Annotated in this window: 15 protein-coding genes; 5 read left to right on the forward strand and 10 right to left on the reverse strand. The window is 68.2% G+C overall.

What is annotated here, in order from left to right; genetic code table 11:
• Positions 1 to 102 precede the first annotated feature (102 nt).
• The 4 genes from ptsP to KXV01_RS08200 all read left to right on the forward strand — a co-directional run bounded on the left by ptsP (position 103) and on the right by KXV01_RS08200 (position 6,630).
• A complete protein-coding gene (ptsP, locus tag KXV01_RS08185) occupies positions 103 to 2,613 on the forward strand; it encodes a phosphoenolpyruvate--protein phosphotransferase (RefSeq protein ID WP_164284123.1) in 2,511 nt (836 codons plus the stop codon).
• On the forward strand, positions 2,610 to 3,566 hold the full coding sequence (locus KXV01_RS08190; RefSeq protein ID WP_111096253.1) for a 1-phosphofructokinase family hexose kinase: 957 nt from the start codon (positions 2,610 to 2,612) through the stop codon (positions 3,564 to 3,566). Before ptsP ends, KXV01_RS08190 begins: the two co-directional genes overlap by 4 nt.
• 88 nt (positions 3,567 to 3,654) lie before the next feature.
• Complete coding sequence (locus tag KXV01_RS08195) at positions 3,655 to 5,361, forward strand: fructose-specific PTS transporter subunit EIIC (RefSeq protein WP_111096254.1); 1,707 nt, start codon at positions 3,655 to 3,657, stop codon at positions 5,359 to 5,361.
• 15 nt (positions 5,362 to 5,376) lie between these two features.
• Complete coding sequence (locus KXV01_RS08200; protein WP_111096255.1) at positions 5,377 to 6,630, forward strand: carbohydrate porin; 1,254 nt, start codon at positions 5,377 to 5,379, stop codon at positions 6,628 to 6,630.
• 127 nt (positions 6,631 to 6,757) lie between these two features.
• Here the strand turns inward: KXV01_RS08200 and KXV01_RS08205 are convergent, their stop codons facing one another.
• The 7 genes from KXV01_RS08205 to KXV01_RS08235 are packed head-to-tail and all read right to left on the reverse strand — an operon-like array spanning position 6,758 to position 18,788.
• A complete protein-coding gene (locus tag KXV01_RS08205; RefSeq protein ID WP_111096256.1) occupies positions 6,758 to 7,603 on the reverse strand; it encodes an aldose epimerase in 846 nt (281 codons plus the stop codon).
• Positions 7,593 to 8,630, reverse strand: a complete 1,038-nt coding sequence (locus tag KXV01_RS08210) for a glycoside hydrolase family 43 protein (protein ID WP_049411193.1) — start codon at positions 8,628 to 8,630, stop codon at positions 7,593 to 7,595. Before KXV01_RS08210 ends, KXV01_RS08205 begins: the two co-directional genes overlap by 11 nt.
• 16 nt (positions 8,631 to 8,646) lie before the next feature.
• Positions 8,647 to 10,131, reverse strand: coding sequence for an MFS transporter (locus KXV01_RS08215; protein ID WP_111191321.1), 1,485 nt, complete (start codon positions 10,129 to 10,131; stop codon positions 8,647 to 8,649).
• 59 nt (positions 10,132 to 10,190) lie between these two features.
• Positions 10,191 to 12,884 carry a glycoside hydrolase family 3 protein gene (locus tag KXV01_RS08220; protein WP_263467668.1) on the reverse strand — a complete coding sequence of 898 codons (2,694 nt, stop codon included), beginning with the start codon at positions 12,882 to 12,884 and terminating at the stop codon, positions 10,191 to 10,193.
• Positions 12,881 to 14,575: a glycoside hydrolase family 43 protein gene (locus KXV01_RS08225; RefSeq protein ID WP_111096259.1), complete on the reverse strand. Its 1,695-nt coding sequence runs from the start codon at positions 14,573 to 14,575 to the stop codon at positions 12,881 to 12,883. Before KXV01_RS08225 ends, KXV01_RS08220 begins: the two co-directional genes overlap by 4 nt.
• Positions 14,576 to 14,628: 53 nt before the next feature.
• On the reverse strand, positions 14,629 to 16,581 hold the full coding sequence (locus KXV01_RS08230; RefSeq protein ID WP_111096313.1) for a sialate O-acetylesterase: 1,953 nt from the start codon (positions 16,579 to 16,581) through the stop codon (positions 14,629 to 14,631).
• Positions 16,582 to 16,613: 32 nt separating this feature from the next.
• Complete coding sequence (locus KXV01_RS08235) at positions 16,614 to 18,788, reverse strand: alpha-glucuronidase family glycosyl hydrolase (protein WP_239666585.1); 2,175 nt, start codon at positions 18,786 to 18,788, stop codon at positions 16,614 to 16,616.
• 92 nt (positions 18,789 to 18,880) lie between these two features.
• On the opposite strand from KXV01_RS08235, the gene KXV01_RS08240 reads away from it, so the two are divergent.
• The gene (locus KXV01_RS08240) at positions 18,881 to 19,939 is read left to right on the forward strand and encodes a LacI family DNA-binding transcriptional regulator (protein ID WP_049411181.1); all 1,059 of its coding nucleotides are present in this window, start codon (positions 18,881 to 18,883) and stop codon (positions 19,937 to 19,939) included.
• An 8-nt stretch (positions 19,940 to 19,947) separates the two neighbouring features.
• Here the strand turns inward: KXV01_RS08240 and KXV01_RS08245 are convergent, their stop codons facing one another.
• Genes KXV01_RS08245 through xylA form a run of 3 tightly spaced genes read right to left on the reverse strand, consistent with a single transcriptional unit; the run spans position 19,948 to position 25,296 of the window.
• Entirely contained in the window at positions 19,948 to 22,506 is a 2,559-nt protein-coding gene (locus KXV01_RS08245) for an exo 1,3/1,4-beta-D-glucan glucohydrolase (RefSeq protein ID WP_111096260.1), read from the reverse strand.
• Positions 22,503 to 23,912: a sugar porter family MFS transporter gene (locus KXV01_RS08250; RefSeq protein ID WP_111096261.1), complete on the reverse strand. Its 1,410-nt coding sequence runs from the start codon at positions 23,910 to 23,912 to the stop codon at positions 22,503 to 22,505. The genes KXV01_RS08245 and KXV01_RS08250 overlap by 4 nt, the downstream gene beginning before the upstream one ends.
• Positions 23,913 to 23,961: 49 nt before the next feature.
• The gene (xylA, locus tag KXV01_RS08255) at positions 23,962 to 25,296 is read right to left on the reverse strand and encodes a xylose isomerase (protein WP_111096262.1); all 1,335 of its coding nucleotides are present in this window, start codon (positions 25,294 to 25,296) and stop codon (positions 23,962 to 23,964) included.
• Positions 25,297 to 25,335 lie beyond the last annotated feature (39 nt).

Genomic DNA, 25,335 nt, shown 5'->3' on the forward strand with positions numbered 1-25,335 from the left:
TTAACGCCAAAGGACTATTGGCATTTTGTGCAGTGCACATTGAAATGACGAGTGGGAACGTTCCCAATACGCCCCAGCCCCCCCCTTTGCCGGAGCCCCCCTTTGTCGCCCCAGACCTCCCCCTCCCCCGTCAGCCGGGAACTGATCCGCCTGGACGCGCGGGCGCAGGACAAGACCGATGCCATCGCCCAGGTCGCGCAGATGCTGGCCGCGGCCGGCTGCGTGGCGCCGGGGTACGAGGCCAGCATGGGACGGCGCGAAGCGCTGGCCAATACCTTCCTCGGCCATGGCGTGGCAATCCCGCACGGCCTTGGCGAGGACCGCCATCTGGTGCGCCGCGATGGCATTGCCGTGCTGCAGTTGCCGGAAGGCGTGGAATGGAATCCGGGGCAGGTCACCCGGCTGGTGGTCGGCATCGCTGCCCAGTCGGATACCCACATCACCCTGCTGCGCCGCTTGACCCGGCTGATCCAGGATGACGCCACGCTGCAGCGCCTGTTTGCGACCACCGATGCGAGCGAGATCGTCAACGCGCTGGCCGGCGATGCTGCGATCACGGCCACCGCCGTGCCGGCGACGGATCTGGCCGAGCGCTTCGAATGGACCGTCGCGTACCCCAACGGACTGCACGCACGTCCTGCCACGCGTTGGGCAGAGACGGCGCGCGGCTTCGCGGCCCGTGCGCAGGTCCGAGCAGGCGATCAGGCGGCCGATGCCAAGAGCCTGGTTGCACTGTTGCAGCTGGGGCTGCGCCACGGCGATGTGGTGAGCGTGTCTGCCGAGGGCGCCGACGCCTCGGCCCTGCTGGCCGCGCTGCGCAGGGTCATCGAGGGCCTGGTGGCGCAGGAGCAGGCCGATGCGGAGCGCGCGGCACAGCGAAAAGCAGCCCCTGTCGCGGGCTGGAATCCGCCCGAAGCCCAGGCTGCCGTCGTCGGCATCGGCGCGAGCCCAGGACTGGCGATCGGCCCGGTGCATGTGCTGGCCAGCACGCAGGCCGAGGTCGCCGATCACCCCACCCCGCTCGGCGAAGGCGGCGCACGCCTGCAGGATGCACTCGGCCGTACCCGCCAGCAGTTGGCTGCGCTGCAGGACGACACCCAGCGCCGCCTGGGCGCTTCGGATGCGGCGATCTTCAAGGCGCAGGCCGCGCTGCTCGACGACACCGATCTGATTACCCGCACCTGCCAGCTGATGGTCGAGGGCCATGGTGTGGCGTGGTCATGGAACCAGGCCATCGAGCAGATCGCCTCCGGCCTGGCTGCGCTGGGCAATCCGGTGCTGGCCGGGCGCGCGGCCGACCTGCGTGATGTCGGCCGGCGCGTGCTGGCGCAGCTTGACCCTTCTGCCGCGGGCGGTGGCCTGGCGGATCTGCCGGCGCAGCCGTGCATCCTGATCGCCGCCGATCTGTCACCTTCGGATACCGCCAATCTCGACACCGGTCGCGTGCTCGGCCTGGCGACCGCGCAGGGCGGGCCGACCTCGCACACCGCCATCCTCTCGCGCACGCTGGGCCTGCCGGCGCTGGTGGCCGGCGGCGCCGAGCTGTTGGCGATCCAGCCAGGCCGCGAAGCGATCATGGACGGCAGCAGCGGACGGCTCTACCTGTCTCCCTCCGATGCCGCTCTCGCCTCGGCGCGCGCATGGATGGCCGAACAGCAGCAGATCCGCGAGCGCGAAGCCGCGCAGCGCGCGCAACCGGCCCAGACCCCCGATGGCCACCGCATCGACATCGGCGCCAACGTCAACCTTCCCGACCAGGTACCGCTGGCACTGGAACAAGGGGCCGAAGGCGTCGGCCTGATGCGCACCGAGTTCCTGTTCCTCGAACGTGGCAGTACGCCCAGCGAGGATGAGCAGTACACCACCTATCTGGCCATGGCCAAGGCACTCGACGGCCGCCCGCTGATCGTGCGCGCGCTCGACATCGGCGGCGACAAGCAGGTGGCGCACCTGGAGCTGCCACGCGAGGAGAATCCATTCCTCGGCGTGCGCGGCGCGCGCCTGCTGCTGCGCCGCCCCGACCTGCTGGACCCGCAATTGCGTGCGCTGTATCGCGCGGCGAAGGACGGTGCACGGCTGTCCATCATGTTCCCGATGATCACCTCGGTTTCCGAGCTGGTCGCACTGCGCACCCTCTGCGAGCGCTTGCGCGCCGAGCTGGAGGCGCCGGAGGTGCCGATCGGCATCATGATCGAGGTGCCTGCTGCGGCCGCGCAGAGCGATGTGCTGGCGCGCCACGCCGACTTCTTCTCGATCGGTACCAACGATCTGACCCAGTACGTGCTGGCGATCGACCGCCAGAACCCGGAGCTCGCCGCCGAGGCCGACAGCCTGCATCCGGCGGTGCTGCGCGCGGTCCGCGCCACGGTCGAAGGCGCACGGCTGCATGGGCGCTGGGTCGGCGTCTGTGGCGGCCTGGCCGGCGATCCCTTCGGCGCCATGCTGCTGGCCGGCCTGGGCGTGGACGAACTGTCGATGACCCCGAATGACATCCCGGCGGTGAAGGCACGCCTGCGTGGCAACGCGATGACCGGACTGCAGGCGCTGGCCAGGACCGCACTGGGCTGCGAAACCGCCGAGCAGGTGCGCGCTCTCGATGGAGCGCGCGCATGACTGCCCGCGCCGTCACCGTGACCCTGAACCCGGCGATCGACCAGACCGTGCGCCTGGCCCACCTGCAGCCAGGCCGCGTGCATCGCGCCGGCAGCTCCCGCGACGACGCAGGCGGCAAGGGCATCAACGTGGCAGCCTGCCTGGCCGACTGGGGCGTGCCGACCATCGCGCTGGGCGTGCTGGGCGACGGCAACGACGGCGTGTTCCGCACGCTGTTCCGTGAGCGGGGCATCATTGACGGCTGCCTGCGCGTTCCGGGCCGTACCCGCACCAACATCAAGCTGGTCGAAGAGGCCAACGGCGAGACGACCGACATCAACCTGCCCGGCCTTGCCGTGGACACTGCCGATCTGGACGCGGTGTCGCGCCAGCTCGGCGCCCTGCTCTCGCCCGGCCTGCCGGTCGTGCTGTCCGGCAGCCTGCCCTACGGACTACCGGCCGATGCGTGGGCGCGGTTGCAGGCGCAGGCCGGAACGGCCGGTGCGCGCGTGCTGCTGGATACCAGCGGCGATGCGCTTGCAGCTGCGCTGGACGGTGCGAAGGACGCGCCGCCCTACGCGATCAAGCCCAACCGCCACGAACTGGAGGCCTGGACCGGCACGTCGCTGCCGGATCGCAGCGCGCTGCGCGCCGCAGGCCAGGCCCTGGTCGAACGCGGCATCGCACTCGTCGCCATCTCCATGGGGACCGACGGCGCGCTGTTCATTGATCACGCCGGCGCCCTGGTCGCGCGACCGCCGCGTCTGGCCTTGGGCAGCACGGTCGGTGCAGGCGATGCCATGGTCGCCGGCATCGCCGCCGCCTTGTTGGAGCCCTCCCTCGACCTCGCCGGTTGTGCACGACTGGCCACGGCGTTCTCGATGAGCCGGCTGGACAGCGGAGACGCGCGGCGGCTCGATCCGGCGCAGGTGCGCACCGGGGCCGGCGATGTACTGATCGAGCGGTTGGATTGAAACACCTGCCGGAGGAGCGGCGGCTGGCTTCGGGCCACCGGCGATGCCTCTCTGGCAAGGACGAGCCCGAAGCATTCCAGGAGTTCCCATGCACGCTTCCACCGTAGTCATCGCCGCTGGCGAACGCAGCATCGAGGCGGTACTTGCCGCCGAGGCCCTGCGTCGCGCGGCCCGCCAGCGCGGGCTCGAGCTGATGATTGAAATCCGCAGCGACCAGGGCGTTACCGGCGCACTGCCCGCCGCCAACGCCGCCGCGATCGCCCACCTGCTGCTGGTGGGCGATGGCGAGGCAGACATCGCACGCTTCGGCAATGCCCGCATCGTGCATGCCAGCCTGGGCGAGGTGCTGGACGATCCGGCGGCCGCGCTCGCACCGCTCGCTGCCGCGCCGGCCAGTGACCACGACACTGATGCGGGCAAGCGCATCGTCGCCGTCACCTCCTGCCCCACCGGCATCGCCCACACCTTCATGGCGGCGGAAGGCCTGCAACAGGCTGCCAAGGTGCTGGGCCATGCGATCCGGGTGGAAACCCAGGGCTCGGTCGGCGCGCAGGACGCGTTGAGCGATGAAGAAATCGCCGCCGCCGACCTGGTGCTGATCGCCGCCGACCGCGAAGTCGATCTGTCACGCTTCGCCGGCAAGCGCCTGTTCAAGAGTGGCACCAAGCCGGCGATCAACGATGGCCAGAACCTGATCCGCAAGGCGCTGGCCGAGGCCGGCGTGCACGCGGGGACAGCGGCTTCGGGCCGTACCGCAGAAAAGAACAAGAGCACCGGCCCTTACAAGCACCTGATGACCGGCGTGTCGTTCATGCTGCCGTTCGTGACAGCCGGCGGCCTGTTGATCGCACTGGCGTTCGCGCTCGGCGGCATCTATGCCTTCGACGACGCACACAAGGGAACGCTGGCCTGGTCGCTGTTCCAGATCGGCGCCAAGTCCGGTTTCATGCTGATGGTGCCGGCGCTGGCCGGCTACATCGCCTACTCCATCGCCGACCGCCCAGGCATCGCGCCCGGCATGATCGGCGGGCTGGTTGCGGTCAACATGGACGCAGGTTTCATCGGCGGCATCCTCGCGGGCTTCATCGCCGGCTATGGCGTGCACTGGATCAACCGTGCGCTGCGCCTGCCGCGCAGCCTGGAAGGCCTCAAGCCGGTGCTGATCCTGCCGGTACTGGGCACGCTGCTGGTCGGCCTGTTGATGATGTATGTGATCGGTACGCCGGTGGCCGGACTGCTGGCCTGGCTGACCGACTGGCTGCGCGGCATGCAGGGCAGCAGCGCGATCCTGCTCGGTTTGCTGCTGGGCGGCATGATGGCCGTTGACATGGGTGGACCGGTCAACAAGGCGTCCTACGCCTTCTCCACCGCGTTGATCTCCAGCCAGGTGTACACGCCGATGGCGGCGACCATGATCGGCGGCATGACGCCGCCACTGGGTATTGCGCTGGCAACGTGGCTGTTCAGCAACCGCTTCACCGCCGAGGAGCGCGGCACGGCCGGTGCCGCTGGCGTGCTCGGCCTGAGTTTCGTGACCGAGGGCGCGATCCCCTACGCGGCGCGCGATCCATTGCGCACCATTCCGGCGTTGATCCTCGGCTCGGCCGTGGCCGGTGCGATCTCGATGGCCGCGGGCGTCGAGTTGAAGGTGCCGCACGGCGGCGTGTTCGTGCTGCCGATCCCGAACGCGGTCACCCATCTTGGCGTCTACCTGCTGGCGCTGTTGGCGGGCGTGGCGGTCACCGCAGTTGCTCTGCGCATCCTCAAGAAGCCGGTCACGGCCCCCACCCTGTAAATGGAACCCCCGCCAATGTCCTGCTCTTCCTGCCGCCTGGTGCCGGTAGCGATCCTGCTGGCCCTGCCGTCACTGGCCGCAGCCGCCGGCGCCAGCGACACCCTCATTCCCAGGCTCTCCTACACCGGCGAGGCGGCCGCCACGCTCGACGGTGGCAAGCGCAGCGGCACCGCCTACGCCGGCCAGCTGATGTTCGGCGCCGATGTTGACCTCGACGCTGCGTTCGGCTGGCGGGGGGCAACGATCAAGGCCTATGGCATCAATCGCCACGGCACCAACCTCGCCAACAGCAGCACCGGCAACAGCACTTCGGTGCAGGAAATCTACGGCGGCCAGGGGACCCGCCTGGCCAACCTGACCCTCGAACAGAAGCTGTTCAACGACCGATTGGTGCTGGAGGCAGGGCGCAGCGTCGCCAACATCCACCACCTCGGTTCGGAGCTGTGCCAGTACTTCCAGGGCAACTCGGCCTGTGGCAACCCGACCTACGTGTTCCGCACCAGCAGTTTCACCTGGTGGCCGGTGTCGAGCTGGATGGCCGATGCCACGGCCTGGGTGACGCCCGATGTCTATGTCCGCGTCGGCGCCTACCAGGTCGATCCCAGCCAGGCCGAGGATGGCCAGCATGGCCTGAAGTGGAATACGAACCAGGCCACCGGCTGGATCGTGCCCTACACGATCGGCTGGCGCAGCCCTGCTTCGGCACGACTGAAAGCCCGCTACGAACTCGGTGGCTGGCAGGACAACTCGACCTATCGCGATCCGCTGCGCGATGCCAACGGCATTCCCGCGCTGCTCAGCGGCCAGGAGTACGCGGCACGCCACGGTCGCTCCGGTGCGTTCGCCCGCTTCGAGCAGCAGCTTACCGGCGATGGCAATCGTCGCGGCCTGACCCTTTTCGGCGCCGCGCTCAAGGGCACCTCCGGGCGGCTGATCGAGGATCACTTCCTGCAGGCCGGGCTTGTGCAGAAAGGCACGTTCGCCAGCCGGCCGCAGGACAGCATCGCCTTCGTCGTGACCCAGCAGAAGTACAGCAGCATCGCACTGGAAAACCTGCGCCTTGCCCGTGCCGCAGCGGGTGGCAGCGGCACCCCGCACGGAAGCCAGGTGATGATGGAGCTGAGCTATGGCATCCAGGTCACCCCGCAGCTTCGGGTCGCGCCGAACCTGCATTACATCGTGCATCCCGACCAGTTCAATGAGCCCGCACGCCAGCGGGACCTGCCGAATGCGCTGATCGCGGGCATGCGGATTGACTGGAGCCTGTAAGGGAATGGTCAGTGGCAGCGAAGCGCCGCCAGCGTGACGCACCGACGCGCACTCCCTCCGCCCGCAGATCATCGCGGAGTGCCGGCCCGCTGCGGCGTCGCCCTCCGGTGCATGCCCCCGGCGGGCTTCAAGGACTGTTCGCTGCCCACGCCAGTTCGAACGTCAACGCCAGCCGCTGCCCCGGCTCCAGCCGATGCGGTGCCAGCGTGAAGCCGTCCGGCGGGCCGCTCTGCGGCTCGACACAGGTGGCGTGCGGCGCAGCGTCGTAGACCACCCAGTGGTCGTGGTCCGACCTCAGCCGCAGGCGCTGGCCTTCGCGTACCAGGGTGATGTCACTTTCGGCGATGAAGCAGTCGTCCCATGGGCCGTGGGCAGGAGATACACAGGGCAGCGTGGCAATGCCTTCCCTGTCCCGCGGATACATCGAGCGAGGACTGAACAGCAGTCGTTCCGGCTTCCGGAACCAGGGGTGCCAGCCCAGCACCGCCGGCATCGCCTGCCCGCCCGCCTGGACCGAGAGGCGCAGCTGCAGGCTGTGAGGGTGCAGGCTCACTTCCTGGAGGGCGACGCCACCGAAGGGCCAGTACCTGTCCCGTGGCAGCGCCAGCGACAGCGTGGCCGTGGCTGTCTCCATGCGCTCGACCTGCCAGGGCCGCATGAAGCCCACGCCATGGATGGCATGCCCGCCGAAATTGAGCGGCAGCGCATGCGGCGCGCCGTCGAAGCAGAACTGTCCCTGGCGGATACGCCCGGCCCACGGCACCATCGGGTAGCAGCCCCACGCGATCGCCGCCGTGCCCGCCTGCTGCGCATCCACCAGCCAATCCACGCCCCGGTAACGCAGGTGCGCCACGCGCCCGCCCGCCCCTGCGGCGAGCGCAACCTCCAGTTCGCCGCATCTGAGCCAGTGCAGCTCACCGGCCGGCAGCGGGGCCAGCGCATCATCCATCGGCAGCATGCGCTCAGGCCCCATAAGGATTGATCGTGCGGATGCTTCCGTCCGGCTCCATGTGCAGCGGCGTGCACTTGGCCGAGCGCAGGTGGGTGATGCCGCCGGACATCAGTGCATCGTGATAGAACAGGTACCACTGTCCGTCGAACTGGCAGATGGAGTGGTGGGTGGTCCAACCGACCACGGGGGTGAGGATCACGCCGGCATAGGTGAACGGTCCATACGGGCTGTCGCCAATGGCGTAGCACAGCTGGTGGGTGTTGCCAGTGGAGTACGACAGGTAGTAGCGACCCTGGTACCTGTGCAGCCACGGACCTTCGAAGAAGCGGCGCGCATGGTCGTCGGCACGCAGCGGCTGGCCATGCTCATCCAGGATCTGCACTTCGCGGGTGGGCTCGGCCAGCTCGGTCATGCCGGCATCCAGGCGGCCCACGCGCGGGCCCAGGGCCGGTGCGCTGCCCTCGGGTTCCTCGTGTGCCACGTCGTACTGGTTGTCACGATACTTCTGCAGCTGCCCGCCCCAGATGCCGCCGAAGTACAGGTAGTGGCTGCCATCGTCGTCTTCGAACACGGCCGGGTCGATCGAGTACGCGCCCTTGATCGGCTCCGGCTGGGGCACGAACGGGCCCTCCGGTCGCGCACCGATCGCCACGCCGATGCGGAACCGGCCCCCGGCATCCTTGGCCGGGAAGTAGAGGTAGTAGCGGCCATCACGGCAGGCGGCATCGGGGGCCCACATCTGTTTCCGCGCCCAGGGCACGTCGCGCACGTGCAACGCCATGCCGCAATCGACGGCGGTGCCGTCGGGCGTATCCATCCTCAGCACGTGGTAATCCTGCATGCCGAAGTGGCCGCCTTCATCGTCGAATGGCTGGCCGCCGTCGATGTCGTGCGACGGATAGATGTACAGGCGACCCTCGAATACATGCGCCGAAGGGTCGGCCGTGTAGATGTGGGTCACCAGCGGTTGCGAAATGGCGTGCGCGGTGAGCTGCGCAAGGCGGGCTTCGCTGGCCTGGCCGTCTTCACCGGCAGAGAGGTCGATCATGGTTGTCGTCTTGGAGTTACGCGGAGGCGTCGGCGGAACGGCGACGCAGGAGGAGATCCTGTTCGATGCGTGTTTCCGTGCGCTTGTCGATCCGGTAGAAGAACAGCAGCGCGACGGCGAGCAGGAAGGGAAGGGAGCAATAGACGCTTACGGTCAGGCGGATGCCCTGCACCACGGCCTCAGGCTGCTGCACCAGGCCTGCCTGGTAGCCGTAGTGGGCAAGGATCGCGGCGACCAGCGCGCCGCCGACACTGAGGCCGATCTTCAGCCCGCACAGCATCGCCGAGAAGATGATCGCCGTTGCCCTTCGATGGTTCTTCCACTCCGAGTAGTCCGCGACGTCGGCGATCATCGCCCACAGCAACGGGATGGTGATGCCATAGCAGAAGCCATGCAGCATGAACGCTGCGAACGCTACCGCCACCGCCGTGGGAGGGAACAGGTAGAAGGCCAGCAGGAACAGGGTCGAGACAAACAGGGCGCCACCGAAGACGTCGCGCTTGCCGAAGCGATCCGCCAGCCGCCGTGATGCGCCAATACCCAGGATCATGCAGAGGATGCCGCACGCGTTGAACAGGCTGAACGCCGAGGTGGCCGCATCCTTCGGCCAGGTGAACGCCGCGAAACCGGCGCTGGCCAGGGCGCCATTCAATGCACGGATCAGGCCGTTGAAGCCAGAGTTTTCCAGGAAGCCGGCCAGCGCCGCTTCGCTCATGTAGTACTGGAAGTAATAGATGTAGGTGCCGCCCTTCAAGGCCAGGTTGATGAACACCAGCACGGTCAGCGCCAGCATCACCTGCCACGGGCGGTTGTGCAGCAGGTCCGACAGGTCCTGCACTATGCCGCCGGTCTGCTCGCGCGTCGGCACGATGCGTTCGCGGGTGGTGGCGAAGGTGATCAGGAAGAACACCGTTCCGATCAGTGCGAAGGCGGTCATGACCTGTTCGAAGCCGCGCACCCGGTCGCCGTCGCCCAGGATCAGCACCAGCGGCATCAGCAGCACCTGGATGATGAACTGCGCGATCATCACGGCCACGAAGCGGTAGGCCGAAAGGCTGTTGCGCTGGGCCATGCTGCCGGTCAGCACGCCGCTCAGCGCCGAGTACGGCAGGTTGTTCGCGGCGTAAACGCAGACCAGCAGGGCGTAGGTGCCCAGTGCATAGATCACCTTTCCGCGCTCGCCCAGGTCCGGGGTGCTGAACGCCAGCAGCGACAGTACGCCAAAGGGAATGGCCGTCCACAGGATCCACGGGCGGAAGCGGCCCCAGCGGGTGGACGTTCGGTCAGCCGCGATGCCGATCAGCGGCGTGAACACGAACGCACCCAGCAGGCCGACCACAAAGATGATCGTGGCCGCGGTCGCAGCTGGCAGGCGGTAGACGTCGGTGTAGAAGAATGCCAGGTAGGTGATCAGGGTCTGGAAGATCAGGTTGGCAGCGAGATCGCCCAGGCTGTAGCCGAGCTTCTCGCGTACCGATAGCGCGTGTTCAGTGCTTGCCATGCAGCGGACGTCCTGGAAAAGGAATCTGGTCGAAGGGGAATCGATGTCGCCCGGGGCGATCAGTCATGCGCGGGCACTACGGTGAACCTGCTCCGCGCACGTATATCGGCACTGGACGCCCCCACCCTGACCTCGTAGGCACCGGGCTGCACCGCGTACACCGCACGCGCTTCGTCATAGTGGCGCAGGGCCTGCGCCGCCTCCAGGGTGAACGTCACCGTGCGGCGTTCGCCCGGGGCCAGCTGGACCCGCTGGAAGCCCCGCAGTTCCTGCACGGCATCGCCGCTGCCGACGTGTTCGCGCCGCACGTACAGCTGCACCACTTCGTCACCGCTGCGCGTGCCCGCGTTGGTCACGTCCACCGACGCGGCCACGCGGCCATCGGCGCCGATGGTGTCCGCATCGAGGCGGAGCGTTCCATAATCGAAGCGCGTGTACGACAGCCCGTGACCAAACGGGTACAGCGGCGTGCCACGGAAGTAGCGGTAGGTACGGCCCTCCATGGCGTAGTCGTCGAATGCCGGCATCGCTTCGCCGGCCTTGTAGAAGGTGACCGGCAAGCGACCCGCCGGATTGATGTCGCCGAACAGCGCCTGGCCGACGGCGGTACCGCCGCGCTGCCCGGGATACCAGCTCATCAGGATCGCCGGCAGATGCGCCTGCGCCCAGTCCACGGCGATGGCCGAGCCGCCGGTGAGTACCATCACCACCGGCTTGCCGGTAGCGTGCAGGGCCTCCAGCAGGGTGCGCTGCGGCGCGGGCAACCGCAGGTCGGTGCGGTCGCCACCGGCAAAGCCCGGATAGTTGACCGTCATCTCCTCGCCTTCGACATCACCGGTAAGGCCACCGACGAACACCACCACGTCGGCCTCGCGTGCAGCATCGAGCGCTTCATCGAACGGCGCCTTGGCGCCGGGCATGCGCCAGCCCAGGCGCACGCCGGCATCGCGCTGGTCGTCGTAGTACTCCAGCGTCAGCGCATAGGCACGCCCCGCCTGCAGGTCGAGTTCGACACCCTCGGCATGCAGGCGATCTGTGTTCACCCAGTGATCGATCACACGCTTGCCGTCCAGGTACAGGCGGTAGCCATCATCGCCGGCCACCTCCAGCCGGTAGCGACCGGACACGGGGGGCAGCAGTTGGCCGCTCCAGCGGATGCTGAAGCGGTCGTTGGGAATCCCCTGCCCCGGTGCTGCTTCGCCGCGTGCCAGCAGGTTGTCGGTCGGCGAGCCGCGGTCCCAGCGGAAGCCGATCTGCGCGTCGGTGCGCACCAGGGCCGGCGCACCGGAAAGGTCGGGCGTGCGGAAGTACTCGCCACGCAGGCCACGCTCGGGCGAGTCCGCCGAGGGCCGCAGGAAGGTCGGCTCGATCAGCGGCGTGGCACCGGGATCGTCGCGCCCTTCCACCAGGTCGACGCCGCGGGCATAACGCACTTCAACGCCCTTGGCCGCCTCGCGTATGCCCTGCAGGATGGTGACCGGCGCCGCCGGTGTGCCGAAGTAGTTGCCGAGCAGTGCCATGGTGTCGTCGGCGGTGGGTCCGACCACGGCAATGCGCTTGGTGTCGCGCGACAGCGGCAGGATGCCGTCGTTCTTCAGCAGCACCAGCGACGCCTGCGCGGCCTTGAGGGCCAGCGCATCATGGGCCGGGGCCTGGTTCACGGAGGCCGGAATGCGCGCCCAGCGCACCCGCTCCGGCGGATCGAACATGCCCAGGCGCATCCGTGCGGTGAACAGGCGGGTCACCGCATCATCGATCTCCGCTTCGCTGATCAGGCCCTGACGCACGGCCTCGGGCAGCGTGGCGTACTCCTGGCCGCATTCCAGCTCGGTGCCGTTCCTGACCGCCAGCGCCGCGGCGGCTTCGCGCGTGGCGACGATATGGTGGTGCTTCCAGATATCGACGATGGCCCAGCAGTCCGAGACCACGTAGCCCTTGAAGCCCCAGTCGCGTCGCAGCACATCGCGCAGCAGGAAACGGCTCGCACTGGCGGACTCGCCGTACACGCGGTTGTAGGCGCCCATGACCGCATCCACTTCGCCCTCCTTCACCAGCGCTTCGAACGCCGGCAGGTAGGTGTCATACAGGTCGCGCCGGCTGGGCCGTGCATCGAAGTGATGGCGGTCGGCCTCCGGTCCGCTGTGCACGGCCAGATGCTTGGCGGTGGCGTCCAGCTTCCGGTAGACGGGGTCGTCGCCCTGCAGGCCGCGCACGAAGGCAACGCCCATGCGGGCGGTGAGGTAGGGATCCTCGCCGTAGGTTTCCTGCCCGCGGCCCCAGCGCGGGTCGCGGAAGATGTTGACGTTCGGCGACCAGAAGGTCAGGCCCTGGTAACGGCCATGCGCGCCTTCGCGGAGGAACTGGTGGTGCTTCGCGCGGGCCTCGTCGCTGATGGTCGTGGCCACCTGCCCCATCAACGGAACATCGAAGGTCGCGGCCAGGCCGATTGCCTGCGGAAACACCGTGGCCTGCCCTGCCCGTGCGACGCCATGCAACCCCTCATTCCACCAGTCGTAGGCGGGCACACCCAGCCGTTCGATTGCCGGCGCGGCATTCTGCATCTGCGCGGCCTTTTCTTCCAGGGTCATCTGCGCGACGAGTGCGGCGGCCCGTTGCTCGAAGCTTGCCGAGAGATCCAGCCAGGGCCGTGGCGCGGCCGCGGATGCGGCGGCCGCCACGCAGGTCAGGACGAACAGGATGGCCCGGCCACGCCACGTACGGCGGCGGGCCCTGGATGAAATCGACAGTCTCATTTGCTTCTCCCGGTGCGCTCGTCGCGCGCGAAGGGACCCAGCAGTGCGCCCACGAAGCCGCCTGCCCGGTCCGTACTCAGAACGGTGCCGTCCACGTCGCCCGCGAGCAGTTGCCAGCCCTGCCCGTCGCCGGTGTCGAACGAGAACGCGTAGTCGCCCTCGTTGCCGGCAATCTTCAGGCGCACTGCTGCAGACGTCGGCACAGCATGGCTGGCCAGCGTCCGCGTACTGCCACCACCGTCACGCGCTTCGAGGAAGAGCGAGAGGCGCCCCCCGCCAAGGTCACGAACGCCGAGGAAGTACCAGTACGCCTCGCTCTGGAACGCCGCCAGACCGGCGGCGACACCGGGGGCGGGCGGGGTCATCGCGGTGCTCGCCTCGAAGCGCAGATGCTGCTGGCGCCGGCCGAGAAATGCCGGATTGCGCAACGTGTCCAGATTCTCGGCAAGCGGGTGCACGGCCAGCATGCCGGGGCGCTTGTGCAGGTCTGCCCAGGCATGCCTGGGCACGCGCACGCGCAGCCACTGGCGATCGAGCGTCGGGCCATCAAAATTGTCGCGCGCTACGAAATTACCGGTCGACGGGGCCTGCGATGCCTCGCCCTGCATCCATGACGGCGCCTTGGCCACGTAGGGAATGGCCTGGTCGGTCGGCAGGATCTGCGGCCAGCCATCCTGCCAGCGCACCGGCAACAGGTAGGTCTCGCGCCCGGTGTTGTAGTGGCGCTTCTGATAGTTGCGGCTGGCCAGGAATACCGCCCACCACGAGCCGTCCGGGCCTTCGACCAGGTCGGCGTGGCCGGCATTGGTGATCGGAAGCGGACGGTCGTCCGGCAGTTCGCGCTGGGTCAGGATCGGATTGCCCGCATAGGGAACGTAGGGCCCCCACACCGCGCGGCTGCGCAGCACCACCTGCGAGTGCTGCGGCCCGGTACCTCCTTCAGCGTCGGACAGGTAATACCAGCCCTCCCGCTTGTAGATGTGCGGTCCCTCGATCCAGATCGGATTCTTCGCCGGCTCCACGCCTCCATCAACCAGCACCCGGCGGGGCCCGACCGGCTTGAATGCCGCCAGGTCGATCTGCTGCATCCAGATGGCGCGGTGCCCGTCGTAGCGCGGCGGACCGGGCGGTGCGTCGTTGTTGATCAGGTACACCTTGCCGTCGTCGTCAAAAAACAGTGATGGATCGATGCCATCGATGCCGGGCAGCCAGTGCGGATCGGACCACGGCCCGGCCGGGTCGCGCGCGGTGGCGATGAAGTTGCCACCGCTGTCGGTGGCGGTGGTGACGACGTAGAAGGTGCCGTCATGGTATTCGATGGTGGGCGCGAAGATGCCGCGCGAGACGCTCAGCCCGTCGAAATCCAGCTGCGTGGGGCGGTCAATCACATTGCCGATCTGCTTCCAGTGCACCAGGTCGGCACTTTCAAACACCGGAATGCCCGGGAAGTAGGTGAAGCTGGAATTGACCAGATAGAACCGGCCGTTCGCGCGCACGATGCTGGGATCGGCATGGAAGCCGGCCAGGACGGGATTGCGGTAGTGGCCGGCCGGCAGCGGCACTTCAAACGCCTGGTCATCGCCGCGGTACTCGAACCAGTCGAAGTACACCGGCGGAGCGTCCGGCGGCGCGCTGGCCCGGGTGGCTGCGGCCGACAGCAGGACCACCGCCCCCAGCAGGCGGCGCGCCATCGACCTCAGGCCGGCCCTGTCGCGGGCCAGAGGGGACTTCGTGGACAGCGTCATCATCGTCGGGCCTCGGCTTCGGCAATGGGAAGTTCGAACGGGCCGGCCGGTGCCCCGCTGCGATCGCGCAGCGTGCACACCGGGCCATCGGCCCAGCAGTAGCGGACGTGCGTTGCGTGCGTCGACCGGGGGCCGCGCAGCAGGATCCGGCGCCCATCCAGTTCGGCGTCGCCGTAGTCGCAGTGGCGGGTATCACCCCTGGTCTCGCACAGTTCAAAGCCAATCGGTCGCAGCGCACCGGTTGCGGTGAGCGCGCCTTCGACATCCTCGAACGCGATGGCCACGCCCGCGGGCGTCCGCACGGCCGTGACCGCCCGCGGACCTGACGGTGCCAGATCCTGCTCGCCGTACACCACGTGGCGGGCCACGCGCGCCAGGCGGCGCCCGAGTTCCTGCTTGTTCGGCGGGTGGATGTCGTAGGCATCGCCGATGTCGATGGCAATGGCGAGCCCGCTCCGCGCATCCTCGGCGGCGACGCGCCGCTGCGCCTCGCGCACCTGCGCCCAACCGCTGTCGGCCGGCGCAACCGGCGGCTGGCCATAGCTGGCCAGCTGCACGAGCAGCAGTGGCGTGCGTGCACCGAACTGACGCCGCCAATCGTCGCGCAGCGCACGCAACCGCGCCGCGTATGCCGCGCCATCACCGGTGTTCGATTCGCCCTGGTACCACAGCATGCCGCGCAGCCCGAAACCGCCGAGCGGCGCGATCATTCCGTTGTACAGCGTCGACAGCCCGGTGGCGGCCTGCCAGGGGCCAAATGGCGGCGCCTGCTGGCCCGGCGCCACCCGGTACTTCCACGGACGCTGCAGTGCCACCCGCTCACCGTCGTCGAACTGCAGGCCGTATGCCGTGGCGGGGCCGGCCAGGCCGCCTTCGCCGTAGGTGTCCAGCACGTTGACCGCAATGACGTTGGATCCTGCCTTCAGCAGGCCACGTGGCAACGGGTAGCGCCTCTCGCCGGCGCCGTACTGGCTGCCGACGGCGACTCCGTTCACCCAGGTCACGTCCACCTCGTCGGCCGATGCCAGCTCCAGGATCGCGCCGCGTGCAGCCTGTTCAGCGCTCAGCATCACCTGCGTGCGATACCAGACCATGCCGTTGTAGTCGGCAAGCGCGGGCTCGTTCCACCGTTCCCATGCGCCCAGTGTGGACGGTGCGCGCGACCATCCTCGGTCATCGGCATCCGCGCGCCATGGGGCGTCGCCGGGCAGCGTGCCCTCGCGTGTGGCCCACCAATGCTGCCAGTAGCGGCCCCAGGCTGCGCGTGCCTCCAGCGGATCACGCGCAGAGCGCGCGAGGATATCGAGGGCCTCATCCAGGCCGCCCTGCCCGCGCAGTGCACCAACGCTGGTCCAGGCCTCGATCCGCGAGCCACCCCACGCCGCCTCGATCAGCCCCATCGGCACGTCGACCGTGCGCTGCAGTTCGCGCGCGAAGTAGAAGCAGGTGGCGGAGAAATCGCGCACCGCATCAGGCGTTGCCGATGTCCAGGCAGTGCTGTCGTTGAAGCTCTCCTGTGCCTGCGCGGCGGCGTGCTGCGGCACGGTGAACAGCCGGATCCGTGGCATCGTGGCTGCGGCAATCTCGCTGGCTGCGTTGAGCGAGCGCCACACCGGCAGTTCCATGTTCGACTGTCCCGAGCACAGCCACACGTCGCCGACCAGCACGTCGCGCACCCTCTCCCGACGTGTCCCGGCAATTACCTCCAGCGTATGCGGACCGCCCGCGGCCATCGGGGACAGCGTCGCCTGCCAGCCGCCTGCGGCGTCCGCCCGGGTGCTTACCGCCTGCCCGGCAAACGTCACGGAAACCGGCTGCCCAGGGCCTGCGTGCCCCCAGACCGCAATGGGCCGGTCACGCTGCAGGACGGCGTGATCCCTGAACAGCGGATGCAGCAGCCCCGTCGTTTCCCGCGCCGCGGCCGGCATCGCCACCACTGCCGCAACCATCATCAACAGCGCATACCCGACCGCTCCGAACCTGCTCATCGCCCATCCCCCGGTGCGAACGGAAACTGCAACGCCTGGTAGTACGACAATGGCTGCGGCGGTGGCCGTTCGCCGGCGGGCAGCGGCCGTCCGCTGAGTGACTGGAAGTACGCCACGCTGGCGTCACGCCACCATTGCGCTTCGTCGTGCTGGATCTGCAGGAACGCAGCAACGTGCCGATGCCGCTGCGGATCGATCCGGTCGCGCAGGGCTGCCCAGGTGTCCTGCATCGACCGCACCTGGCGCACACCGCGCGAATAGCGCCCGACCAGCTCATCCCAGAGCGTCCTGCCCGAGCGCATGCGGCGGTCCCACGGCACATGATGGAACCACAGCAGCAGCGACTCGGGCACGCGTGCGGAATCGCCGTAGATCTCGGCGACCTGCGGGGCGTACTGGCCCACTGCGTTGCTTCCGCTGGCGCTGCGATCAAAACCGATGCCCTGGCTGTCTGCGCGGTGGTAGTACACCGACGTCCAGTCCGCACGTGGGCCTCCGTCCACCCAGGGGCCGGGGCCGTAGTGATGGCCGCGTGCCATCAGGTGGTGCAGGCCCAGCGGCGTCATGTAATCCACTGCCGCCTCGCGCGAGTCCATCATCATCCGCACGATCGGGCCGGTCACCTGCGGGTCGGGCGAGAACGTCAACGCTGCCCAGTCTTCGGCAATCGCGCGCGCGGATTGCTGCGGGTTCCAGGCCAGCCGGCCGAAGGCGTACCAGTTGGCCTGGTCGAAGTGCGAGCCACTCCAGGTGCGGTCCACGCCGATGTTGGCGACGCCGGCAATACCGGTCAGTGCGTGGCCCTCCAGCGAGCCATCGATCACGCGGGCAACCGTGGAGCCCTCGCCGCGGGCATGGGTGTCGGCCTGCAGCACTTCCTCGTAGAGCGTTCCCAGGTAGACCAGGTGCGTCGCAAAACCCAGGTATTCCTTGGTGATCTGCAGTTCCATCATCAGCGGCGTGCGTGGCATCGCGCCGAACAGCGGATGGAACGGCTCGCGCGGCTGGAAGTCGATGGGGCCGTTCTTCACCTGCACGATCACGTTGGGGCGGAAGGCACCGTCCAGCCGGACAAACTCGCTGTACGCCTGCTTGGCGCGATCTTCGGGAACCTCGTGCGAATACACGAAGGCCCGCCACATCACCACGCCGTTGTAGGGTGCCAGCGCGTCGGCCAGCAGGTTGGCGCCGTCGGCATGGGAACGACCGTAATCCTGCGGGCCGGGTTGCCCCTCCGAGTTCGCCTTGACCAGGAAGCCGCCGAAATCCGGAATGCGCGCATGGATCTCATCGACCTTGTCGCGCCACCAGCGCCGCACGCCGGGATCCAACGGGTCAGCCGTCGCCAGGCCGCCGAGCTCGATGGGCGCACTGAAGCGTGCGCTCAGGTAGACCCGGATGCCATAGGGGCGGAACAGGTCGGCCAGCGCGGCGGCTTTGGCCAGATAGGCCGGCGACAGGCTCAGCGCACTGGCGTTGACGTTGTTGAGGACGGTGCCGTTGATGCCGAGCGAAGCGTTGGCACGGGCGTAGTCGGTGTAGCGCGGGTCACGCCATTGCGGCAACGTCTGCCAGTCCCACAGCGAGCTGCCCGCATAGCCACGCTCGACGTAGCGGTCCAGGTTGTCCCAATGGTCGAGCACACGCAGTGCGACCCGCGGCGACTCCCGCACGTCCAGCCCCCGCAGCGGCATGCCACGCTGCAACAGGCGCAGCAGGTGGAACGTGCCATACAGCACGCCGACATCCCGGCGTGCCGCCACCAGCAGCACATCGCGCCCCTCGGTCCGGACCTGCCGGATCAGGAAGCCCTCGTCGCCCAGCGTGGCAACCTCGTTGCCGAACGCGGCGACCAGCGCCGAAGACTGCGGCGTACCCAGCACCAGGGCATGGTCAGTACTGATTGCCGTTCGCATTGGCGGGGCCGTTCCCAGCAATCCAGGAAGGCTGCGCGCAAGCTCGTCGCGGGTGGCGCGCTGCATCGGCGTGCCATCCGGGGCCACCACTTCGGCCAGCTGCCGCCGGTAGTCGGCAGCGACCGTTGTGGCAACCGGCTGGTAGCGCATCCACAGCCTGTAGCCATCCTCCGCCCGTGCACCGCCAGCACAGGCCAGCAGTGCGAGCACGGCGCACAGGCGCGTGCCGACAGCACGCAACAACGGCGTTAACATGCGCCTTTGTAGACTACGTCCGGGCCCGGGGCAGCGCATCATCGTCCTTCGCACCCGCGCGGCAGCGCCACCAAGAACAAAGGGATCGTGCATTGGACAAGCCGAAGAAGTCGGTTCGCCGCAGAACCGCAGGCGTGACGATCGACGAGGTTGCGGCCCTTGCCGGCGTTTCGCCGATGACCGTGTCGCGGGTGATCAACCAGGGCAAGGTGCGCGACGTCACCCGCGAGCGCGTGCTGCGCGCCGTGCGTGAGCTGGGCTATACGCCCAATCTTGCTGCCAGTTCGCTGGCCGCCGCACAGCACACGCGCATTGCGCTGATCTACACCAACCCCAGCGGCGCCTATCTGCGCGAACTGCTGGTGGGCCTGCTGCGCGTCGCCTCCAGTTCCGCCATCCAGCTGGTCATCGACTACTGGGACAACCTGGATGCCGACTCCGAACGCAGGGCGGCGCGCGCGCTCGCCGGACGCGTCGACGGGGTGATCCTGCCGCCGCCCCTTTGCGAATCGCAGGCCGCCGTAAGCGAACTGGTCAAGGCTGGCATTCCAGTGGTGGCCATCGCATCGGGTCGCCTGAGCGAGGCCCTGTCCTGCGTCCGCATCGACGATTTCAGTGCGGGCAGGGAAATGACCGATCACCTGCTCCGGCAGGGACACACCCGCATCGGTTTCATCCGTGGGCGCGATGACCTGAGCGCAAGTGCGCTCCGTTACGACGGCTTCGTCACCGCCCTGCGCGAGGCCGGGCTTGCGGTGGAGCCTGGCCTGGTCCAACACGGTGACTACACCTACCGGTCCGGCCTGGCTGCCGCCGAAAAGCTGTTGTCCCAACGCCGCCCACCGACCGCGATTTTCGCCAGCAACGACGACATGGGCGCCGCGGCCATCTCCGTCGCGCATCGGCGCGGGCTGGAAGTGCCACGCGACCTGTCGGTGGTGGGTTTCGATGACACCTCGGCCGCCACCACCGTGTGGCCGGAACTGACCACGATCCACCAGCCCATCGCCTCGATGGCCAACGCGGCCGTCGACATCCTGCTGCGCACCATCCGCCGTCCGGCGGGGGACGCAACGGTGCTGCGCGATCATGTGATGCCGCATCGGCTGATCGCACGCGGTTCGGTCGCCGCGCCGCCCCGGGGGCGGTAGCGCAGGCCTCATGCTCCGCATCCGAGGGTGACCTCGGCTTCGTTCAGCGCACCCAGGGCGACGCGTGACACGGAGATCGTCATCGCGTCGGCCGTCACCACCGACCACGGTCGGTCGATCGCGTCCAGCGTTGCACCCGCCTTGGCCAGGCACTTCAGCGGCACGCCGACACGCTTCCACTGGCCCTGTGGTAGCGCCGCCAGCGCCGGCCCGATGGCGATGCGCGCCGAGCAGCCCACGCCGCAACCGACCGACAGCCACGCCTCACCCTTCGGGGCTGCGTCCACCCGCAGCGTGGTCAGCAGCATCAGATCGCCGTTCGATTCACGCCGCAGGTCCAGCGCCGTGTGCGACTGCAGTGCCGCGGCGGCTTCGCCATTGCCCGACCAGGCCAGGCGTCGCCCATCCTCCTGCGCCAGATGATCCACGCCGGTGATCTTCAGCCGGTCACCGGGCAATGCGTCCGGCACGCGGGTCACGGTCAGGCCCTGGCCTGCGGCCTGCTCAAGGCGCAGCGCCATGCCGGGGCCTGCATCACCGCGCGCAAAGAACACGCCCGTCGCGCCCTCGTTGCCGGTCACGCCCGATGCCTCCGGCAGCGCGGCCAGGTCGCCGTTGTCGGCGTAGGTCAGGCCGAAGCCGAACGCAAACAACGGATCGTAGTCCTTCTGGCCGACGTTGTTGGCGTACTGGGTGGCGGTGCGCGGCCAGCTGTAACTGAGCTTGCCCTTGAAATCGTGCTGCACGCGGCCATCGCTTCCGCGCAGCAGTACATCGGCAATGCCGGCGCCTTCCGAGCCCGGCAGCCATGCAGCCACGAAGGCATCGGCGGCATTGATTTCCCGGTTCACCCAGAGCGGCCGTCCGCTCAGGAAAACCGCAACAACCGGTATGCCTTCGGCCTTGAGCCGCTTGAGCAGCGCCAGGTCCGTTTCATTGCCGGGCTTGTAGGCCAGCGTCGGCCGGTCTCCCTGGAACTCGGCATAGGGGTCCTCGCCAAACACCACCACCGCCACGTCGGGCTTCACTGCATAGCGTCCGTCGACGGCAAGCACGGCTTCACCACCGGCCGCCCTGGCCTGGCGCGCGATGCCCTCGTAGATCGTGTCCGCATTGGGGAAGTCCTTGCGGGTGGTGCCGGTGCCCTGCCAGTTGAGCGTCCAGCCGCCGGCCTGCTTGCCGACATCGTCGGCGCCGTCGCCGGCCACGAGGATCCGCTGCTTCGGCGACAGCGGCAGGAGGCCGTTCTGGTTCTTCAGCAGGACCAGCGATTCGCGCACGGCCTGCCGGGCGACCGCGCGATGCGCCGGCGCGCCGATCAGTGCGAACTGCCCGCCGACGGCCCGCGTGGATGGCCTGCCGGCCTCGAACAGCCCAAGGCGGAACTTGACCCGCAGGATCCGGCGCACCGCATCGTCCAGGCGTTGCGGCGTGATCCGCCCATCCTTCACCGCAGCCAGCGTCGTCTCGTAGAAACCCTTCCAGCTGTCCGAGGCCATCGCCATGTCCAGGCCCGCGATGATGGTGGCCGGGCAATCTGTGGTGGTGCAGCCCTTGACCTGTCCATGACCATTCCAGTCACCTACCACGAAGCCACCGAAGTTCATGCGGCCCTTGAGCACATCGGTGAGGTAATGCCGGTGCCCATGCATCTTTTCGCCGTTGACGCTGTTGAACGACGCCATCGCGGTCTGCGCGCCGGCGGCGATTGCCGGCGGATATCCGGCGGCGTGGATGCGCACCAGGTCTGACTCGCTGATGCGGGTGTCGCCCTGGTCCTTGCCGTCGGTGGTGCCCCCATCGCCCAGGAAGTGCTTCACCGAGGCGATCACATGGCGGCCATCGAGGAACTCCGGTGTTCCCACCCTGCCCTGCAACCCCTCCACCATGGCGGCGGCATAGCTGGCCACCACGTCCGGCGATTCGGAGTAGCCTTCGTAGGTGCGTCCCCAGCGATCATCCTGGGGTACGGCAACGGTCGGCGCGAACGTCCATTCCATGCCGGTAACGCGGGTCTCCAGCGCGGTGATGCCACCGATCTGCCGCAGCAGCTCCGGATTGCGCGTGGCGCCCAGCCCGATATTGTGCGGGAACAACGTGGCGCCAATGATGTTGCTCTGCCCGTGCACGGCATCGATGCCGAACAGCAGCGGAATGGCCTTGCCGCCTTTCGAGGTGTCCATGGAGGCGTCGTAGAAGGCGTCGGCCAGCGCCAGCCATTCGGCCGGCGAGGCGTCATAGCGGCCGCCGGGATCGGAGTTGCCTCCGGCCAGGATCGAGCCGAGCCGGTAGCGGCGCACATCATCGGGGGTGACGCTGGCGATGTCGCCCTGCACCAGCTGGCCGACCTTCTCCTCCACCGTCATGCCCGCCATCAGGTCGGTGATGCGCTTCTCCAGTGCCGGATCCGCAGCCAGCGGCCAGGTGACCTCCGGCCAGGGATCCTTGTCGGTGGTTGCGGCGGCGGCAGCCCGGTCCTGGCCGTGGCAGCCAAGCAACCCCAGCATCAGTGCGGCGACCAGCGCACCGCTGCGGTTTACGAAGGTCTGCGATGTCATGGCGCTCATCCTTCCATCTGCTCCAGTTCCTTGCCCTTGGTCTCGTGCACATGCCGGACGACGAAAATCACCGAGATCACGGCAGCGACCAGGTAGATGCCGTAGGTCGCCGCCAGCCCTGCCGCGGCCAGCAGCATCGGGAACGTTACCGTGACCACGAAGTTGGAGGTCCATTGCGCTGCGCCAGCGACCGCCAATGCCGAACCGCGGATCTGGTTCGGGAACATCTCGCCCAGCATCACCCACATCACCGGCCCCCAGGACAGATTGAAGAACACGACGTAGGCGTTGGCCGCCACCAGCGCCAGCGTGCCCATGCGGCCGGGCAGCTGCAGATGCCCGTCGGCCAGCGAACCACTGGCGAAGGCCACCACCACCAGTGCAAGCGACAGCGACATCCCGGCCGAGCCGAACCACAGCAGGGGCTTGCGGCCGATCCGGTCAATCAGCAGTACGGTGACCACGCAGGCACCGATGCTCAGCGCGCCGGACAGCACGTTGATCAGCAGCGCGTCGTTTTCGGAAAAGCCGACCGCCTGCCACAACACGGCGCCGTAATAGAACACCACGTTGATGCCGACCAGCTGCTGGAAGCAGGCCAGCCCGACGCCGACCCAGACAATCGGGCGGATCCGCCCGGTCCCCCTGCTCTTCAGGTCGGACAGGCGCGGGCGATGGTGGTCGTTGGACAGCGAGGCATCGATCTCCTCGAGCGTGGTCCTGGCCTTGTCGCTGCCCAGCAGCCGGGTCAGCACCTGCAGGGCGTCGTCCTTGCGCCGTTTCACCACCAGGTAGCGCGGGCTCTCCGGAATGGTCAGCAACAGCAGCAGGAACAGCAGCGATGGCGCGGCCTGCACCCAGAACATCCAGCGCCAGGCGGCCTGCCCGCCCCACAGTGGCTCGGTCGACGCCCCCGCTGCGGCCGCCAGCAGGTAGTTGGACAGGAAGGCAGCGGTGAGCCCGGTGATGATGGCGATCTGCTGCACCGTGGCCAGGCGGCCGCGATAGCGGGCCGGAGCGACCTCGGCGATGTAGGCCGGCGAGATCACGCTCGCCGCGCCGACCGCGAATCCGCCCACCACCCGCGCCGCAATGAACCAGCCCGACGAGACCGCCGCCCCCGCACCGAGTGCCGACAGCAGGAACATCACCGCCGACAGGATCAGCACGTTGCGACGGCCGAGGCGGTCGGCCAGGCGGCCGGCACTGAACGCGCCCACCGCACAGCCCAGCAGCATCGACGCGATCTCGAACCCCTGCATCCATTCGCCGGACCGGAACGCCTGGTGCAGGCCGTCCTGGGTGCCATTGATCACGCCGCTGTCGAAGCCGAACAGAAAACCGCCAATCGTCGCTACCACGCTGATCAGTACGATCAGCCGGGTGTTCTCGCCGCTGCCTGCTGCCTGGTTCATCCCCGTCCCCTTGAGTGCACCGTTGCCGCCGTTGGCCTGCCTGCTGCGCTCAGCGCAGCAGGTACTGGTTGAGCAGGTTTTCGTAACGCTCCTGCTTGCCGCTGGCCTGGCGCGGTTCGCCGAGGCGGGCGGCCAGGCCCGCCAGGTCCGGCAGGCTGAGCGTGCCGCGCTCGAACTCCTGGCCGGCGCCGCTGTCGAAACTCGCGTAGCGCTCCTTGCGCCATTGCTCCCAGGGCGACTCGGTCAGCAGTGCATGGGCGACCTCCAGCCCGCGTGCGAAGGCGTCCATGCCGCCGATATGGGCAATGAACAGATCCTCCAGGTCGGTCGACTCACGGCGCACCTTCGCATCGAAGTTCAACCCGCCCTCCAGCCCGCCCTGGCGCAGCACGACCAGCATTGCGCCCACGGTGTCGTACAGATCGCTGGGGAACTGGTCGGTGTCCCAGCCGTTCTGCGCGTTGCCGCGGTTGGCATCGATGCTGCCGAGCAGGCCATGATCGGACGCGACCTGCAGGTCGTGCTCGAAGGTATGGCCGGACAACGTGGCGTGGTTGGCCTCGATGTTGAGCTTGAAGTCCTTGTCCAGCCCGTGTTCCTTCAGGAAGCCCACCACCGTGGCACTGTCGAAGTCGTACTGGTGCTTCATCGGCTCCATCGGCTTGGGCTCGATCAGGAAGTTGCCCTTCAGCCCGATGCTGCGGCCATAGTCGCGTGCCATGGTCAGGAAGCGCGCGAAATGCTCGATCTCCCGCTTCATCTGGGTATTGGCCAGCGACGCATAGCCTTCGCGCCCGCCCCAGAACACGTAGTGCTCGCCACCGAGTTCGACCGTGGCCTCGAGGGCGGCCTTGACCTGCACGGCTGCACGTGCGACCACCGCGAAGTCGGGATTGGTCGATGCGCCGTTCATGTAGCGCGGGTGCGAGAACAGGTTGGCCGTGCCCCACAGCAGCTTGACGCCGGTGGCCTCCTGGCGCGCCTTGGCCAGGCCCACCATATGCGAGAGGTTCTTCTGGTACTGGCCGATGTCGTCGGCATCCGGCGCCAGGTCGATATCGTGGAAGCACCAGTACGGCACGCCCAGCTTGGTGAAGAACTCGAACGCTGCGTCCACCTTTGCTTCGGCCGTGGCCAGTGGCGAGGCGGCCTCCCACGGGAACTGCCGGGTGCCCGGGCCGAACGGATCGTGCCCGGCATTGCAGAAGGTGTGCCAGTAGCACACGGCGAAGCGCAGATGCTCCTGCATGGTCTTGCCACCGATGACCCGGTTGGCATCGTAGACCTTGAAGGCAAGCGGATTGTCCGAGCCCTTGCCCTCGAACGGAATGCGGCCGACGCCGGGGAAGTATTCCTTGGCGCCGATGAAGGGCTGCGTGCTCATGGTGCGTGCTCCTGTCGTGGTACGGGGTGTCGTGGAGGA

The sequence above is a fragment of the Stenotrophomonas sp. Ps181 genome, from assembly GCF_025697425.1.
Classification (GTDB): Bacteria; Pseudomonadota; Gammaproteobacteria; order Xanthomonadales; family Xanthomonadaceae; genus Stenotrophomonas; species Stenotrophomonas sepilia.